Source organism: Candidatus Baltobacteraceae bacterium (assembly GCA_036559195.1).
GTDB lineage: Bacteria > Vulcanimicrobiota > Vulcanimicrobiia > Vulcanimicrobiales > Vulcanimicrobiaceae > JALYTZ01.
In genome coordinates this window covers 14,418-28,632 of sequence record DATBTN010000042.1, presented here as the reverse complement: position 1 = coordinate 28,632, position 14,215 = coordinate 14,418, and the positions used below count along the sequence as shown (strand labels likewise).

Genomic DNA, 14,215 nt, shown 5'->3' with positions numbered 1-14,215 from the left:
TTAGAGCTGGAAGCGCAGGCCGAGTAATGCCGCGTTGGCGCCGGTGTTGCCGGCAGCGGTGTAGCCGCGCAGTTCGAGTGAGGTGAACGGCGCAACTTTTGCGCCGACGAACGCGGTGAAGATGCCGGTGCTCTTCGCACCGCCGAGCTGCCCGACTCCCACACCGGCACCGCCGTAGAATCCCGCCGCGCCGGCCCGGCCTTCAACCGTAAGCGCGTAGCCGCCCTTACTGCCGAGCGGAAGCAGCCCGGTCACGTCGATCGACGCCGGCAGCACCGGAACCGCGCGCCCCGAACTCAAAAATACCGCCCCGCCCGTCGACGACGCACCGTTTCCGCTTTGCGTGAATAGACCGGCACCGCCGGAGATCGTGCCCGCGCCGGCGGGAGCGACGAATAGCGATACGCTCAGGGCGCACGCGAACAGACTGTAGAGTGAACGCTTCAACATACGGCCGCCTTTTGCAGCGGCGTAAACGAACTCCTCGCACTCGAGCGAGCGCTTCGTACGCGTTTTGCAGGACATTGCTACGACCCGCGTTCTATTGGGAGCGTCATGCGCGAGATCGGCGACTTTTGGGAACAACGCGGCATCTATCTCAACACCGCGACTTACGGTCTTCCGCCAAAACCGGCATTCGACGCAACGGTCGCCGCGCTCGAGAACTGGCGAACCGGACGCACGAGCGAAGACGCGTGGGAAGCCAGTACCGAGAGCGCCCGCATTACGTTTGCGGGAATCCTCGGCGTCGAGCCGTGCAACGTGGCCGTCGGTGCCACCGTCTCCGAACTGATCGGCCTGATCGCCGCCTCGGTTCCCGACGGCGCCCGCGTGTTAACGGCCGAGAACGACTTCAGTTCGACGATTTTTCCCTTCTCCGTGCACGAGCACCGCGGCGTCCGCGTCGACGCGGTTCCACTCGCGGCACTCGCCGATTCGATCGACGCGTCGCACGCCATCGTCGTCGTGAGCCACGTACAGGCGCGAAGCGGTGAAGTCGCGGATCTCGCGCGACTCCTTGCGAAGTGCAAACAAACCGGGACGCAGCTTTGCGTCGACGGCACGCAGGCGTGCGGCTGGCTTCCCACCGACGCTCGCGAGATCGACTTCTACGTGTGCCACGCCTATAAGTGGTTGATGGGCCCGCGCGGCAGCGCATTTCTCACCGTCCGGCCCGATCGTTTGGCATCGGTCCCGCCGCTTCACGCGGGCTGGTACGCGACCGAGGATCCGAATAACAATCTGTTCGGGCTTCCCAATCGCATATCGCAAAGCACCGCACGCCGGCTCGATACGTCGCCGGCCTGGTTTTCGTGGGTCGGCACCGCCGTCTCCCTCGATATGCTCGCATCGATCGGTATCGCGCGCATCGAGGCGCACGACATGATGCTCGCTCGCCGGTTCTGCGATGCGATGGATCTCGAACCGCCGTCGTCGCCGATCGTGTATCTGGATTCGAACGACGGGTACGAGTCGCTCGAGCGCGCCGGCATTCGTGCCTCGGTTCGTGCGGGCCGCGTGCGACTCTCGTTCCACATCTACAATTGCGAGGCCGACGCCGATGCGGCGGCCGCCGCGTTACGATCTTAGCGATGCAGCAGCGGCGATTGAACGATACCGTTGAGGACGAATTGCACCGCGAGCGCCGCCAGAATGATGCCTAACAAACGCGTTACGACATGGACGCCCGTATTGCCGATCACGCGCAGCAGCACGGTCGATCCGCGCATGCACAGCCACGCAACGACGAGCGCGACGGCATAGGCGAGCGCGACGATGAGCAGATCGAGCCGGTCGCCCTTGGCCAAACTCACGAGCAAGAGAACCGTTGCGATCGTCCCGGGTCCCGCAATCATCGGCACCGCCAGCGGAAAGACCGCCGGATTCTCGACCGCGGCCGCTTCGCGTTCCTCATCGGGCGTGCGCTTCGCTCCGGTGGGCCGCGCGAAGAGCATGTCGATGGCGATGAGAAAGAGCAGAATGCCGCCGGCGATCGTGAACGCCGGCAACGTGATCCCCAGATAGTTTAAAATCGCCCGGCCGACGAGACCCATTACTAAAATCACGCCCGCCCCAACGAGTACGGCCTGATCGACGATTTCGCGGCGCTTGTCGACGTGCGTTCGCGCGGTCGCGGCGAGCGTCAGCGGGATCATTCCCAGCGGGTCGATGATCGTGAAGGCCGTCGCAAACGCGGTGGCCGCAAACCGAACGTCCATGCTCTGCATCATACCAGAATTATCCCGCCGCTACGGCAGCGCGATGCCGAATCCGAATCCGACGTAGTGAAAACGCATTGCGGGATTGCCCGTGAGAGAATTCCCCAACTCGGCGTCTATTTCGAATCTCGGCCCCAGCAGCTTCTGCACCCCGTAGTCCACAAAGGCGCGTCCGCCCGCGTCGGGTGCCACGCGCGAGGCGTAGACGTACTCACCGTAGAGTTGATAGAAGTTCGGCAACTGCTTCGTGACCACGAAGGAAGGCATGAAGACGCCGTATCGCGCGTGCGTTCCGTCGGCTGCGTACCCGCCCGTGCTGGCGAGCGCGAGCGTCGTGCCGATCCCGGTGGTTTCGTCCAACGCGTACGCAATATCGAGATTGCCGGTGAGTGTAGCGTTGCCGGCCGTTAGCAACGGCGACCCGTTGGGACTCGTATAGAGTCCGTCAATTGCGACCGTGAACTTTCCCGACGGCGGAAGTTCGTACTTAAGGCCCAGACCGGAATCGTATGCGCCGCCGCCTGCGAAGTTTGGACCGATCACGTCGAGCTCGACACCGCGGCTCAGCCCGGCCCGCACGAACGTTTGCGGATACTGGCTGGTTCGCGAAGCGAGCGCGTCGCTTCCGGTTTCTTGGTTTTGATAGCCGACTTCTAGCAGGACCGTTTTCGGTGCCGCCGCGCAAGCGCTAAATCCAACCGTCGGCCGATTGAGGGTAGCGAGCAATCGCCCGGAACCGCCGCAGGGGTCGCTGGGGGCGGCGGTCGCCGTCGGGACCGGCGTGGCACCGGCGGCGGCGAGTACCGGGGGCGGCGCCCCCCACAGGGCGGCCAGCAGCAGCAGCGAGCTAACGCGCATGCGAAATCCGGAGCATCGTGTGAAAGAGCCTCCATCCTCTGAAAAAGACGCGACGGCCGCCCGTCATCCATGGCGGCGGCGATAGCGTTATACTACCGTGAAACGTTCCATGAAGTATTCGGTGCAGCTCCTCGCGCTGCTTGCCTTGCCGTTCGGTCTCATCGCGCCGGTCGCCGCTCCGGCGGCCCAAACCCCGCCGCGGGCCTCGACGACGCAGCACGTCGTGCTCGCCGGCGGATGTTTCTGGGGCATGCAACTCGTCTTCGAAAAGCTGACCGGCGTCGACCGGGTCGTGGCGGGCTATTCCGGCGGGAACGCGGCCACGGCGCACTACGACATCGTGAGCACCGGGCAGACCGGCCAGGCTGAATCGGTCGAGATCACGTACGAACCGTCGAAGATCTCGTTCGATCAACTTCTACGCGTGTACTTCATGGTCGCGCACGATCCGACCGAGCGCAACTACCAGGGTCCCGACACGGGTTCGCAATACCGATCGGCGATCTTCTTCGCTACCCCGCAACAAGCGCGTGAAGCGCGCGCGGCGATCGCGGAGCTAAAAAAGCGCCGCGCGTTCGATAAACCGATCGTTACGCAAGTCGTGCCGCTTAAAGCGTTCTATCCCGCAGAGGCCTACCACCAGGACTTTGCGCTGCACAATCCCGCCGACCCCTACATCGTGATAAACGATTTACCGAAAGTCGTGCGCCTTCGCCACGAGTTTCCGAAGCTCGTTCGGTAAATCGCTACTCCGGCGATTGGCTCGCGTACGTCGCGTAGTCGCGGGGGTTGAAATACCACGACGGCAGCGAGACGGGGAAGATAATATTCTCAAAGTGGTAATCGACGATCGCCCCGTCGTCGTCGTAGCCGCCGCCCACGACGCCGTGAATATCGGTCACGACGGGCCGCCCGCGATGCTCGCCCATCGTTATGGTAAAGGCGACCGGATAGACCTTATCGTGTAAGACGAAGAGCTTATCGGTAGCGACGATCTTCTTCAACTCGTACGTGTGTTTGTCGACCCAAATTTCGCGCAAGCGATTGCGATCGACGTCGCGCCGCGGAACGACGCTCACGTGCAGCAACTCCCCCTCGATCGCCATCGAGGTCACGTTGTATTCGGTCTCGCCGAGCGCCGTGACCGAACCGATGACCGCGAGCGGCGGACTCGGCGCGGGAGTCGGACTCGGCTCCCCGGCCTGACGGCGCACGCGCGCCTTCTGGAAGAGGTCGGCCGTCGGCGGACCCGGATCGACGTCTTCGTTAAAGACCGGCTGCAGAAACTCGAGCGGACCGCGCGCGTCTTCACGAAAGACCTTGCGTCCGAGGCATGCGTTGTCGGAGGTGCGGCACCACAGATGATAGGTGTAGCTATTGGGATAATCCGGATACCCGTTCGCGGCTTGCTGCGCGCGCACGAGCGTATACGTAACGTACGGTGCCGGAGGGCGATGCGAACGGAAGACCGCACGAATGCGAGCCAGCGTTTTTTGAGGCGATAGCGTCCCGGTCGCCGGCGTTGCCCCGAGGATCCCGGCCGCGAGAATCGCCACCAGGGCGGTACGAAAAATCTGCATGCGTGATCCCATGTCGTCGGTAAACGGTTCGATAGAGAGAACGCAGCGAGCCTGCAAAACGTAACGGACGCGGCTAAAGAGCGTCGTGCAGGATGATCCCGAGCGTGAAACGCTCGCCGCGGCGAACCTCGCTCACCCCGTGCCGGAAGGTCGTGCGATAAAAGCCCCGCTCGCCCCGCACGGGCCGGTACTTGTTTGGTACGATCAGCACGTCGCCCCGGCGCGGCACGATGCATATGGGGCGGCTCTGCGAGCGCGGGCGTCCCTCGACCAGGACGAACTCGCCGCCGTCGAAGTCCTCGCCCGGCTCGCTAAGAAAGGCGGTTAACTGAAACGGGAAGGCAACCGGGCCGTAGACGTCTTGATGCAGGCAGTTGTAGTCGCCCGCACCGTAACGCAGCAGCAAGGCCGTCGGACGCCGCTGCTCGCTTTCAAAACACTGCGCGAGAAACTGCTGCTGCGTCGCCGGAAAGCGCGCCGGCACGCCCAACGCCTCGTTCCAGCGATCGGCAATCGGCGCGAGTTGGGCGTAGGCGCCGTTTCGCAATCCTTCGACGAGTGCCGGAAGCGGATACGCGAAATATTGATATTCGCCGCGACCGAAATGATGTCGCGCCATAACGACGCGCGATCGAAAAAGCGAAGGTTCCTCGTACATGTCGCGCAGTTCGCCGCATCGAGCGGAATCTATAGCGCCGGGAATCAAGGCGTATCCTCGTTCCCAAAGGTCGCTCTCGGTCTGCTCCGAGACCAGCGTGGGCATAAGCATTCGTCCATGGTACGCCATGGATGGTGACGCATGCATTCCGTTTCTTGCCGCAGAACCGTGCAGGATGGACGAAAAGCAGGCCAAGAAATCGGATGCCGGCGCGCACCCCCACGACGATGACGAGAGCCGTAAAGATGCGATCATCAGCGCCGACGATACCGGGATGCTCTCGAACGAACGGCTGATTACCGACGGTGAGATCGAACGCGGAGAGCATCCCGACCGAAGATAATCGACCGCTCGGCCGCCGTTACTGCTGCAGCGGGGCCAAGTTCTGCGCCCGCAGGCCGGCGTCGATCGCCGGCAGGCGTGCGGCGAGAAGGCCGTCGATAGCTGCGGTCACCTCGTCGGTTTGACGGCCGTACCGCTCGATCAGCGCGGTTTGCGCCGCCGTCGGCGGCCCGTCGTACGATTCGATCGTGTCGCGTACGTAGGCCAGCTGTTCCACGAGACGAGCGGGTGCGCGATAGCCGCTCGGGTCCGCATTGCGCAGGCGGTCGAGTTCGCCGTCGAGCGCTGTGGAGAGCGATGCGAGGTCGCCGCGCAGCCGCACGTCGCGCGTTTTCGTAAGCGACGCGCCGATGCGGCGTTTCAGCGCCGTAACCCGGGCGATGGCTACCTCGCCCTTCTCTCCGGCTGCGACCAGTTGCTCGATCGCCGTCTGCTGCGCGCGCAACCCCGCCGTCGTTGCCGAGTCGCGCGGGCTCATCCGGACCTCGATTGGAGCGTTCTCGCTCGTGCCGAGCGCGTTGAGCCGAACGGTGTAGGTCCCCGGCAGCACCTGTGGTCCGCGCAAGGCCAGCGAGTAGAAGACGTAATACGGACGGGCGTCGGCGACCCGCGCGCGCCCCGCTGCCGGTTGCATCCGCAAGTCCCACACCGTACGGTTGATTCCCGCGTGCGCGGCCGTTTCGAATGCGTCGATGACCGTTCCGCTCCGATCGAGAATCTGCACTTGAACCTGTGGTTTTTTCCTTGGTGCGGCGGGCGGAACGCGAGGCAAGTAAAACGAGATCAACGCCCCGTACGGTTTGTTCTCGGCGGCGAATGCGCCGCGCCCGCTTTGGTGATACGTCGCGGATTCGTACCGGATCGCCGGCATCGGTGCAAAGAGCGTGGGGCCGGCACTCTCGCGCGCCCGCGCGAGATGTTCGATCGCGCCGAGATCGTCGAGAATATAGAATCCACGCCCGTGCGAGCCGACGATGAGATCGTGATCCCTGGGATGGATCGCCAGGTCGTAAACCGGTACGTGCGGCAAGCCCAGCCGCAAGTCGGACCAGGTCGATCCGCCGTCGAGCGACACGAAGACGCCGGACTCGGTGCCGGCATAAAGCACCGCGGGATCGACGGGGTCTTCGCGTATCACGTGCACGTAGCCGGCCAGCCCCGAATCGATGCGCGACCACGTCGCGCCGTAGTCGCGCGTTACCAGCGCGTACGAGCGATAGTCGTTCTGCTGGTGGCGGTCGATGGCGGCGTACGCAACGCCCGGCCGCGTCGGCGACGCGGCGATCGCATAGACGCGCGCCGGCTCCGGAACGGGAAGCCGCGCCGTTACGTCGGTCCAGGTGGCACCGCCGTCGCGCGTGAGCGAGATGTGACCGTCGTCGGTTCCGATCCAGAGCGTCTGCGCGCTCGCGGCATCCTCGGCGATCGAGTAGATCGTGCAGTACGTTTCGGCGTTCGTGTTATCAAAAGTGATCGGGCCGCCGCTCGCCGCCAACTGCTCCGCCGTGCACCGCGTGATGTCGGGGCTGATCGCGCGCCACGAATCTCCGCGATCCACACTCCTAAAGAGCACGTTCCCGCCGAAGTACAGCACGTCGGGATCGAGCCGCGAGACGAGCAGCGGCGCGCTCCAGTTAAAACGGTATTTGTAGGTTCCGGCTCCGGTTCCGAAAGCGACGATCGGCTGCGGCGAGATGTCTCGGCGTTCTTGCGTGCGCAAATCGAGACGCGCCAAATCGCCGAAATGCGTATCTTCGTAAACGATCGCCGGATCGCGCGGATCGGCCATTGCGTATTGACCGTCGCCCCAATCGGAGATGTTGAGCCAGTCGCCATTGCCCACCGCGTCGCTCTGCGACCATTTCGTCGACGGTCCCCGCCACACTTCGTGATCCTGCATTCCGCCCATCACGTGATACGGCTGCGCGAAGTCGTACCCCACGCGATACACTTGAGCGAACGGAACGACGTCGTCGTAGCTCCACGTCCTGCCGCCGTCGAGCGTAAAATGAAAGCCCATATCGCTGCCGTCGAGCATGCGGTTGGAATTGCGCGGATCGATCCAGAGATCGTGGTTGTCGCCGCCGCCTCCCGCGCCCTTAAACGTACGGCCGCCGTCGGTCGAACGGAGCAACCCGCCGGCGACGGCGTAGACGCGCGACGGATCGTGCGGATCGCAGCGTATTTGCGAGAAGTAAAACGGCCGAAAATTGATGTCTTGGCTCGCGTTGCGCAGACTCCAGTGCGCGCCGCCGTCGAGCGTTCGATAGAGCATTCCGCCGCGCACCGGGACGAAGGCGTAGACGACGTTGGGGGCGCTCGCACAGACGCTCACGCCGACCCGGTTGATCGGCCCGCTCGGAAGTCCGTTGCGAACGCGCGCGCCGGTGAGTCGATACCAGCTCCGGCCGGCGTCGGAAGAGCGCCACAGGCCGCTCCCCGCGCCGCCGCTGCGCATCGTCCACGGCCGTCGCAAATAGTCGAACGTGCCCGCGTACACGATGTTCGGGCGGCGGGGATCGAATGCGATGTCGCTTCCACCGGTGGTTGAATTGACGTAGAGCACGCGCGACCAATGTGCGCCCGCATCGGCGGAACGATAGATGCCGCGCTCGCCGCCGGCCGCGAATTCGTCGCCCATGGCCGCCGCCAGAACGACCCGATCGTCGGCCGGGTCGAGGGCGATTTTCGCGATACTGCCGCTGCGCGCCAGGCCCAGGTGCGTCCACGTCTTCGCGCCGTCGCGCGTCCGCCAAATCCCGTCGCCGGCCTCGGCCGTGTTGCGCGGAAAGCCTTCGCCCGTGCCGATGTAGACGACGTTGGGATCTCGCTTCTCGATGGCGATCGCACCGATCGAAGACGACGTTCCGGCCTCAAACGCCGACGCGAACGTCAGGCCGCCGTCGTTCGATTTCCACAAGCCGCCCGACGAGTGGCCGAGATAGATGAGATTCGGATTGCCGGGCACGCCGGCGACCGCATCGAGACGCCCGCCCATGACGGCCGGCCCGATCCATCGGTAGTGCAGATCGCCGAAGGCGTTTTGCGCGCCGCGCACGGCGCCCGCGAAAAACCAGGCGCAAGACAGGAGCGCGCAGGCAAAGACGAGCCGGCGTTTCAGTGCAGTTCGATCCAGCGTTCGGCCCACTTGCCGAGTTCGTCGAGTGCGGGTTCGAGCTGCTCGCCGCGTTCGGTAAGCGTGTAGACCACGCGAACCGGCGACGCCGTTTGTACTTCGCGGCGCACGATACCGGCGGCCTCGAGTTCCCGTAGGCGCTCGGTCAGCAGACGGTCCGAGATGCCGTGGATCGCCGCCAGCAGCTCGTTAAAGCGTTTCGGGCCGGAGAGGAGCGTACGAACGATCGCGCCGGTCCAACGGCGTCCGATCAATTCAACCGCGCGGTGGAAGCGCGGGCAGAGCCCCGCATCGAGGTGCGCGGCCGGCGACGATTCTAAACGGCTAGTTGACATGAGTGCTCGTGCTCCGTATACTTTCGTTATTAGGCTACCATAAGTAAGTAGACTATAGCAAGAACTACTTCTCGAAGGAGTAAACGATGGACGCCCTGTTTTTGATCGCACGACTCATCATCGGCCTGGGACTCGCGGCCCACGGGGCCCAAAAACTCTTCGGCTGGTTCGGCGGCTACGGGCTCAAGGGCACTGGCGGCTATTTTGAGGGTCTCGGCTACCGCCCCGGAACGCTCTTTGCGGCTGCCGCGGGCCTCGGTGAGTTAGGCGGAGGACTCCTGGTTGCGCTCGGGTTGCTGGGAGCGGTCGGCCCGGCGATCGTGCTATGCGTCATGCTCGTGGCGATCTTCAGCGTCCATATCGGAAACGGGTTCTTCACGACCGGCAACGGCTGGGAAATGCCGAGCCTCTACATCGCCGGGGCTCTGGCCTTCGCGGCGGCCGGTTTCGGCGCCTACTCCCTCGATGCGCTCGTCGGACTCGCGGCCTTGAGCACCGCCAAGGTAACCGGGATTCTTCTTCTCGCCGGCGTCGTTTTGGCAATAGCCAATTTGTTGGTCCGTCACAAAACAGGTGATAAACCCGCCACGGTGTAGCCTCGTGAAATGCTCGATACACCGCCGCAGTTTTTGCCTGCGCGTCGCTTTACGGATGTCGACGCGCAAACGCCCTCGCTTGCAGATCTCGAAGCCCGTTACGAATCGCTGCGTTCGCGACTCGTCGACTCGGAAGATGCATCGGTCTGGCTCGACGTCTTTCGCGAGTGGGACGATCTGCGGCGGACGTTCGATACGTGGGGAAATCTCGTCGAGCTGCGCTTTCAACAAAACACCGGCGATGCGGCAGCCAAGGCGCACCTCGATCTCCTAAACGCTCTGCGCCCGAAGGTAACCGGGTTGAACAACGTCGTCAAGGCGCTGTTCCTCGCTAGCTCGCAGCGAGACGCGCTCGAGCGCGAGATCGGTTCGTATGCGTTCGCTCTCTGGCAGGCCGACATTAGCTCCTACACGCCCGTTATCGAAGCGGATTCGGTCGAAGAATCCAAGCGCTGCGACGACTACGTCGCGCTGCTCGCGCAGGCGAGCTTCGATTTTCGCGGTGAGCGATTGAATCTCTCCGGCATCGGCAAATTCGACGAGCACCCAGATCGCGACGTTCGCCGGGAAGCGGCGCAGGCGAAGTGGGCCTTCTATGCCGCCAACCGGGCCGATCTCGACCGGATCTACGACGACCTGGTCGGGTTGCGCCACGGGATGGCCGTGAAGCTCGGCTTCGAGAACTTCGTCGGTCTGGCGTACCGCCGTCTTTCGCGCACCGACTACGGTCCGAGCGACGTGGCGCGCTATCGCGACGAGATCGTTCGCGAGGTCGTTCCGCTGGCGCAGCGCATCGTCGAACGGCAGGCGCGCGAACTGGGACTCGACCGCATCGCGCTCTGGGACGAGCATATCTTTAGCCGCGCGGATGCACCGAAACCGCCGCAGCGATTCGACGGAATGATGGACGCGGCGCGAAAGGCCTTCGACGGCGTGAGCGATCGCGTAGGCGAGTTTGGAACCCTGATGATCGATGGCGGATTTCTGGATTTACAGAATCGCGCCGGTAAGGCCGGCGGCGGATTTTGCACGTCGTTTCCGACCTACGGCTTGCCGTTTATCTTCGCCAATTTCAACGGCACCACGCACGACGTCAACGTGCTCGTCCACGAAATGGGGCACGCCTTTCAAAACTACTCCAGCCGCGAGACGCCGGTGCTCGATTATCTCTGGCCGACGTACGAGGCGTGCGAGGTACACTCCATGTCGATGGAGTTTTTCACCTGGCCGCAACTCGAACGGTTCTTCAACGGCGACGCGACGCGGTACCGTCAACAGCACCTGCAGACGTCGCTGCTCTTCTTACCGTACGGCGCCGCGGTCGATCACTTTCAGCATCTCGTCTACGAACACCCGGATGCAACGCCGGCGCAGCGCCATCAGTTTTGGAAAGACGTGGAGGAGCGCTACCTTCCGTGGCGCCGGTACGGCGGTATCGATCACCTCGAACGCGGCGGGTTTTGGCAACATCAGCGCCACATCTATCAAATGCCGTTTTACTACATCGACTACACGCTCGCAATGTGCTGCGCGCTGCAGTTCTGGGTGAAATCGCTCGACGATTACGACGGCGCGCTCGCCGATTACACGGCCCTCTGCGCGCGCGGCGGCGAGGCGCCGTTTCAAGCGCTCGTGCGCTCGGCGGGACTTCGCTCGCCATTCGACAGCGGCGCGCTGCGCGGCGTGGTCGAACGCGCCCGGCGCGTACTCGACTTGGATTAAGACCGCGTCAATGCGCGCGCAGCCAGGCGACGATGGCTGCGAGTGCCGACGGGTCCACGCCGTGCGGTTCGACGTATTCGGCGCCCGTCGAAGCGACGCCGGCAGGCAACGCGAAGAACAGGTGATCGTCGTCGGGGAACTCCCGCTCGGTCACGTTCGGCCGGTCCCGCGCTGCGGCCAGAAACGGCGCGATGTCCGCGCCGGTCACTTGAATGTCTTTGCCGCCGTGCATCACGAACGCCGGCACGCGCAAGGCCGCGATCTCCGCCGTCGGATCGACGCCGTCGTAACTCTTGATAAAGGGCAGATTCTCCGCCAGCCGAAAGCGCGCGGCCATTTCGGCGGGCACGTGCTCGCGCGCGAGCTGCAGGTCGATAATGCGTTTGTACGACATCGGCAGCGGCGACATCAGGACGAGCCCGCGCACGGGGACGCCGTCGAGCGCGAGCGCCATTGCGAGCTCGCCGCCCTCGCTGTGGCCGATGACGTACAGATGCGACGCGTCGACGTGCGGGTCGGCGGCGGCCGCCTCCACCGCCGCGCGCGCGTCGTCGAGAAAATTCTGCCGCACGACGTTGGAGACCGGCGTCGCGCTGGTGCTCTTCCCAACCGCGCGCTTGTCGTAGCGAAGCACGACGAAGCCGGCCGCGTTGAGCGCATCGGCCAGATCGCCGAAGATCTTGTTCGGCCCGATCGTTTCGTTGCGATCCTGCGGTCCGCTGCCGTGAAGCAGCACCACCGCCGGGAGCCGGCCTTGGGCGGCCGCCGGCGCAGAGAGCGTGGCCGACAAGACGCTTCCGTCGGCCGAACGAAACGTGAGATCGCGCGACGTTGCCAAACCGATTGAAAGCGCCGCGATCGCGATGAGACTCACGCGTCGGCTCCCTTCTGCGCGGCCATCGAACTCAAGCCCGTAATCGCACCGAGCCCCATGGTTTCGACGGCCGTGCTCGGCACGACGATCATCGCGCCCTTCTCCTTCAACCCTTCGTACAGCATGTTCATCGCGCGTAGATGCAGCGCGACCGGATTGCTCGCGTAGATCGTGCCGGCATCGACGAACGCCTGCGCGATCTCCTTCTCCGCTTCGCTCAAAATCACGCGTGCTTGGCGTTCGCGCTCGGCCTGCGCCTGGCGCGACATCGCGTCCTGCAGCACGTCGGGAATCTTGATGTCGCGGATTTCCACCGACTGCACCGTAATGCCCCAGGGTGTGGTGCGCGCGTCGATCGCTTTTTGGAGATACGCATCGACGGTCTGCCGGCTCGAGAGCAGGTCGGCGAGCGTCGTCGTGCCGATGATGTCGCGCAACGCCGTCTGCGCCGCCCAGGCGATCGCTTCGCCGTACGAAGCGACCTCAAGCGCGGCTTTCTGCGCGTCCCAAACGACCCAGAACAGCACCGCGTCGACGTCGACCGGAACCGTGTCTTTTGTCAGCGACTCCTCCGCCGTGAACGTGGTCGTCTGCACGCGCTGGTCGACCCACGTTGCGATACTATCGATGGCCGGCAAGATCACGAAGATGCCCGGACCTGCCAAGCGCCGGAAGCGGCCGGCGCGCAAGATGACGGCCTTTTCCCAGGCCTTGGCAACCTGCAGCATGACGAGCACGAGCACGGCGAGCACGACGGCGCCCACGAGATAACCGGCGGCGTTCGTGCGCACCGTCGTAACAAAGCCGGCGATTGCGATCAACGCGGCGAGCGTCCACGAGATCGAATTGCCGGCGTGCACTGCGGGTTTGGTCACCGGCCGAACCTTCGGCGACGCTGTTGACGGAGTGAGGATCGGTATGGGCATAGCCTCTCCTAACGTTGCTTGCGATTTTGAGTGTTGACGGCGCGCAGAATGTCGTCGGCCTCAAAGCCGAGCGAACGCGCTTGCGCGACGAAACGCTCGGCGAGTTCGAGCAGCTTCAAACGATGCGGACGCATCTCCCCGCGCGGCGCCTCGGAGACGAACGTGCCGCGCCCTCGCTGCGTTTCGAGGACGCCGTCACGTTCGAGTTCGGCATACGCGCGATTGACCGTGTTGGGATTCACCCGCAGGGCGACCGCAACTTCGCGAACCGTCGGCAGTCGATCGCCGCGGCGCAGGGCGCCGCGGGCGATCGCGTGCAGGATCTGATCGCGAAGCTGCAGGTAGACCGGCAATCCGGAACGATCGTCCAACCGGAACTCGTGAGCCTTCATGGCCTCCATTGTCCTAATACATTAGGACACTAAGACTATACGCCGCCGGCGTCGAGCCGTCAAGATCCGGGTCGGGGCGTCGCGCCGGTCATCGACGAGAGCGGAACCGGCGTTCGTCGCGGGACGGGCCGGCCGGTGAAAACGGGGCGCGGCGTCGAGACGGGCTGCGGGGTAAAGACCACGCTCGGCCTCGCCTCGGGAACCGCCGGGTTGAACGGGGTCGGGAGTGCCACAACGCGCGCGTCCGGCGTGGTGATCGTCAAGACGCGCAGGAGCGGATCGTACGTCACTACGTCGCCGAGGTCGCGCAGAATGGGAGCGATCGCGACGTAGGTCGAGGCCAGCGCGTTGGGCGCCGGTGCGCGCGCGAGGCGAACCTGTGAGAACCGGTCGCCGCGCGTGACGATCATCGTGGCTCCGTCGTAGCCGATGCGATCGGCGACCGCCGTCACAACGGGATCCACCGGCGCGAGCACGCGGCCTCGCTCCAAGTATGCAGGGAGATACGTTCGCACGACCGCTCCGTTGAGAACCAGGGTGAGCGAGAGTGCGGCAAGTGGGAATATCACCGTCGAGG

At 64.3% G+C, this 14,215-nt stretch carries 16 protein-coding genes; 5 read left to right on the top strand and 11 right to left on the bottom strand.

Annotated elements, in window-relative coordinates:
* Nucleotides 1-450, bottom strand: coding sequence for a hypothetical protein (locus tag VIG32_05240; GenBank protein HEY8297407.1), 450 nt, complete (start codon nucleotides 448-450; stop codon nucleotides 1-3).
* A gap of 105 nt (nucleotides 451-555) precedes the next feature.
* On the opposite strand from VIG32_05240, the gene VIG32_05235 reads away from it, so the two are divergent.
* Nucleotides 556-1,590 (top strand): aminotransferase class V-fold PLP-dependent enzyme, encoded by a 1,035-nt coding sequence (locus tag VIG32_05235; protein HEY8297406.1) that lies wholly within the window; start codon nucleotides 556-558, stop codon nucleotides 1,588-1,590.
* Here the strand turns inward: VIG32_05235 and VIG32_05230 are convergent.
* On the bottom strand, nucleotides 1,587-2,219 hold the full coding sequence (locus VIG32_05230) for a MarC family protein (GenBank protein ID HEY8297405.1): 633 nt from the start codon (nucleotides 2,217-2,219) through the stop codon (nucleotides 1,587-1,589). The genes VIG32_05235 and VIG32_05230 overlap by 4 nt on opposite strands.
* Before the next feature lie 30 nt (nucleotides 2,220-2,249).
* Complete coding sequence (locus VIG32_05225) at nucleotides 2,250-3,077, bottom strand: hypothetical protein (protein HEY8297404.1); 828 nt, start codon at nucleotides 3,075-3,077, stop codon at nucleotides 2,250-2,252.
* 97 nt (nucleotides 3,078-3,174) lie between these two features.
* Here VIG32_05225 and msrA point away from each other — a divergent pair, with 97 nt between their 5' ends.
* Nucleotides 3,175-3,819, top strand: a complete 645-nt coding sequence (gene msrA, locus VIG32_05220; protein HEY8297403.1) for a peptide-methionine (S)-S-oxide reductase MsrA — start codon at nucleotides 3,175-3,177, stop codon at nucleotides 3,817-3,819.
* 4 nt (nucleotides 3,820-3,823) lie between these two features.
* On the opposite strand, the gene VIG32_05215 is transcribed toward msrA, so the two are convergent.
* Complete coding sequence (locus tag VIG32_05215; protein HEY8297402.1) at nucleotides 3,824-4,657, bottom strand: hypothetical protein; 834 nt, start codon at nucleotides 4,655-4,657, stop codon at nucleotides 3,824-3,826.
* A gap of 73 nt (nucleotides 4,658-4,730) precedes the next feature.
* Complete coding sequence (locus VIG32_05210; protein ID HEY8297401.1) at nucleotides 4,731-5,276, bottom strand: 2OG-Fe(II) oxygenase; 546 nt, start codon at nucleotides 5,274-5,276, stop codon at nucleotides 4,731-4,733.
* A 214-nt stretch (nucleotides 5,277-5,490) separates the two neighbouring features.
* Here VIG32_05210 and VIG32_05205 point away from each other — a divergent pair, with 214 nt between their 5' ends.
* Nucleotides 5,491-5,658, top strand: coding sequence for a hypothetical protein (locus VIG32_05205; GenBank protein ID HEY8297400.1), 168 nt, complete (start codon nucleotides 5,491-5,493; stop codon nucleotides 5,656-5,658).
* Nucleotides 5,659-5,676: 18 nt separating this feature from the next.
* Here the strand turns inward: VIG32_05205 and VIG32_05200 are convergent, their stop codons facing one another.
* On the bottom strand, nucleotides 5,677-8,805 hold the full coding sequence (locus tag VIG32_05200; GenBank protein ID HEY8297399.1) for a hypothetical protein: 3,129 nt from the start codon (nucleotides 8,803-8,805) through the stop codon (nucleotides 5,677-5,679).
* Nucleotides 8,775-9,128: a winged helix-turn-helix transcriptional regulator gene (locus VIG32_05195; protein ID HEY8297398.1), complete on the bottom strand. Its 354-nt coding sequence runs from the start codon at nucleotides 9,126-9,128 to the stop codon at nucleotides 8,775-8,777. The genes VIG32_05200 and VIG32_05195 overlap by 31 nt, the downstream gene beginning before the upstream one ends.
* 86 nt (nucleotides 9,129-9,214) lie before the next feature.
* On the opposite strand from VIG32_05195, the gene VIG32_05190 reads away from it, so the two are divergent.
* Together VIG32_05190 and VIG32_05185 are read left to right on the top strand one after the other, a co-directional pair.
* On the top strand, nucleotides 9,215-9,724 hold the full coding sequence (locus VIG32_05190; protein ID HEY8297397.1) for a DoxX family membrane protein: 510 nt from the start codon (nucleotides 9,215-9,217) through the stop codon (nucleotides 9,722-9,724).
* A gap of 9 nt (nucleotides 9,725-9,733) precedes the next feature.
* Nucleotides 9,734-11,446 carry a M3 family oligoendopeptidase gene (locus VIG32_05185; GenBank protein HEY8297396.1) on the top strand — a complete coding sequence of 571 codons (1,713 nt, stop codon included), beginning with the start codon at nucleotides 9,734-9,736 and terminating at the stop codon, nucleotides 11,444-11,446.
* 7 nt (nucleotides 11,447-11,453) lie between these two features.
* Here VIG32_05185 and VIG32_05180 read toward each other — a convergent pair whose 3' ends face one another.
* From VIG32_05180 to VIG32_05165, 4 genes are read right to left on the bottom strand one after another with little or no spacing between them, the layout of a single operon-like run.
* Nucleotides 11,454-12,320, bottom strand: coding sequence for an alpha/beta fold hydrolase (locus VIG32_05180; protein ID HEY8297395.1), 867 nt, complete (start codon nucleotides 12,318-12,320; stop codon nucleotides 11,454-11,456).
* Nucleotides 12,317-13,195, bottom strand: coding sequence for a slipin family protein (locus VIG32_05175; GenBank protein ID HEY8297394.1), 879 nt, complete (start codon nucleotides 13,193-13,195; stop codon nucleotides 12,317-12,319). The genes VIG32_05180 and VIG32_05175 overlap by 4 nt, the downstream gene beginning before the upstream one ends.
* A 59-nt stretch (nucleotides 13,196-13,254) precedes the next feature.
* Entirely contained in the window at nucleotides 13,255-13,647 is a 393-nt protein-coding gene (locus VIG32_05170; GenBank protein HEY8297393.1) for a GntR family transcriptional regulator, read from the bottom strand.
* Between the two features lie 50 nt (nucleotides 13,648-13,697).
* A complete protein-coding gene (locus tag VIG32_05165; GenBank protein HEY8297392.1) occupies nucleotides 13,698-14,207 on the bottom strand; it encodes a hypothetical protein in 510 nt (169 codons plus the stop codon).
* Between the last annotated feature and the right edge of the window lie 8 nt (nucleotides 14,208-14,215).

Coding starts and splice junctions, on each gene's coding strand:
- VIG32_05225 (HEY8297404.1), bottom strand. CDS start 3,077: ATGCGCGTTAGCTCGCTGCTGCTGCTGGCCGCCCTGTGGGGGGCGCCG.
- VIG32_05190 (HEY8297397.1), top strand. CDS start 9,215: ATGGACGCCCTGTTTTTGATCGCACGACTCATCATCGGCCTGGGACTC.
- VIG32_05215 (HEY8297402.1), bottom strand. CDS start 4,657: ATGCAGATTTTTCGTACCGCCCTGGTGGCGATTCTCGCGGCCGGGATC.
- VIG32_05195 (HEY8297398.1), bottom strand. CDS start 9,128: ATGTCAACTAGCCGTTTAGAATCGTCGCCGGCCGCGCACCTCGATGCG.
- VIG32_05240 (HEY8297407.1), bottom strand. CDS start 450: ATGTTGAAGCGTTCACTCTACAGTCTGTTCGCGTGCGCCCTGAGCGTA.
- VIG32_05185 (HEY8297396.1), top strand. CDS start 9,734: ATGCTCGATACACCGCCGCAGTTTTTGCCTGCGCGTCGCTTTACGGAT.
- VIG32_05205 (HEY8297400.1), top strand. CDS start 5,491: ATGGACGAAAAGCAGGCCAAGAAATCGGATGCCGGCGCGCACCCCCAC.
- VIG32_05210 (HEY8297401.1), bottom strand. CDS start 5,276: ATGGCGCGACATCATTTCGGTCGCGGCGAATATCAATATTTCGCGTAT.
- VIG32_05235 (HEY8297406.1), top strand. CDS start 556: ATGCGCGAGATCGGCGACTTTTGGGAACAACGCGGCATCTATCTCAAC.
- VIG32_05230 (HEY8297405.1), bottom strand. CDS start 2,219: ATGGACGTTCGGTTTGCGGCCACCGCGTTTGCGACGGCCTTCACGATC.
- VIG32_05170 (HEY8297393.1), bottom strand. CDS start 13,647: ATGGAGGCCATGAAGGCTCACGAGTTCCGGTTGGACGATCGTTCCGGA.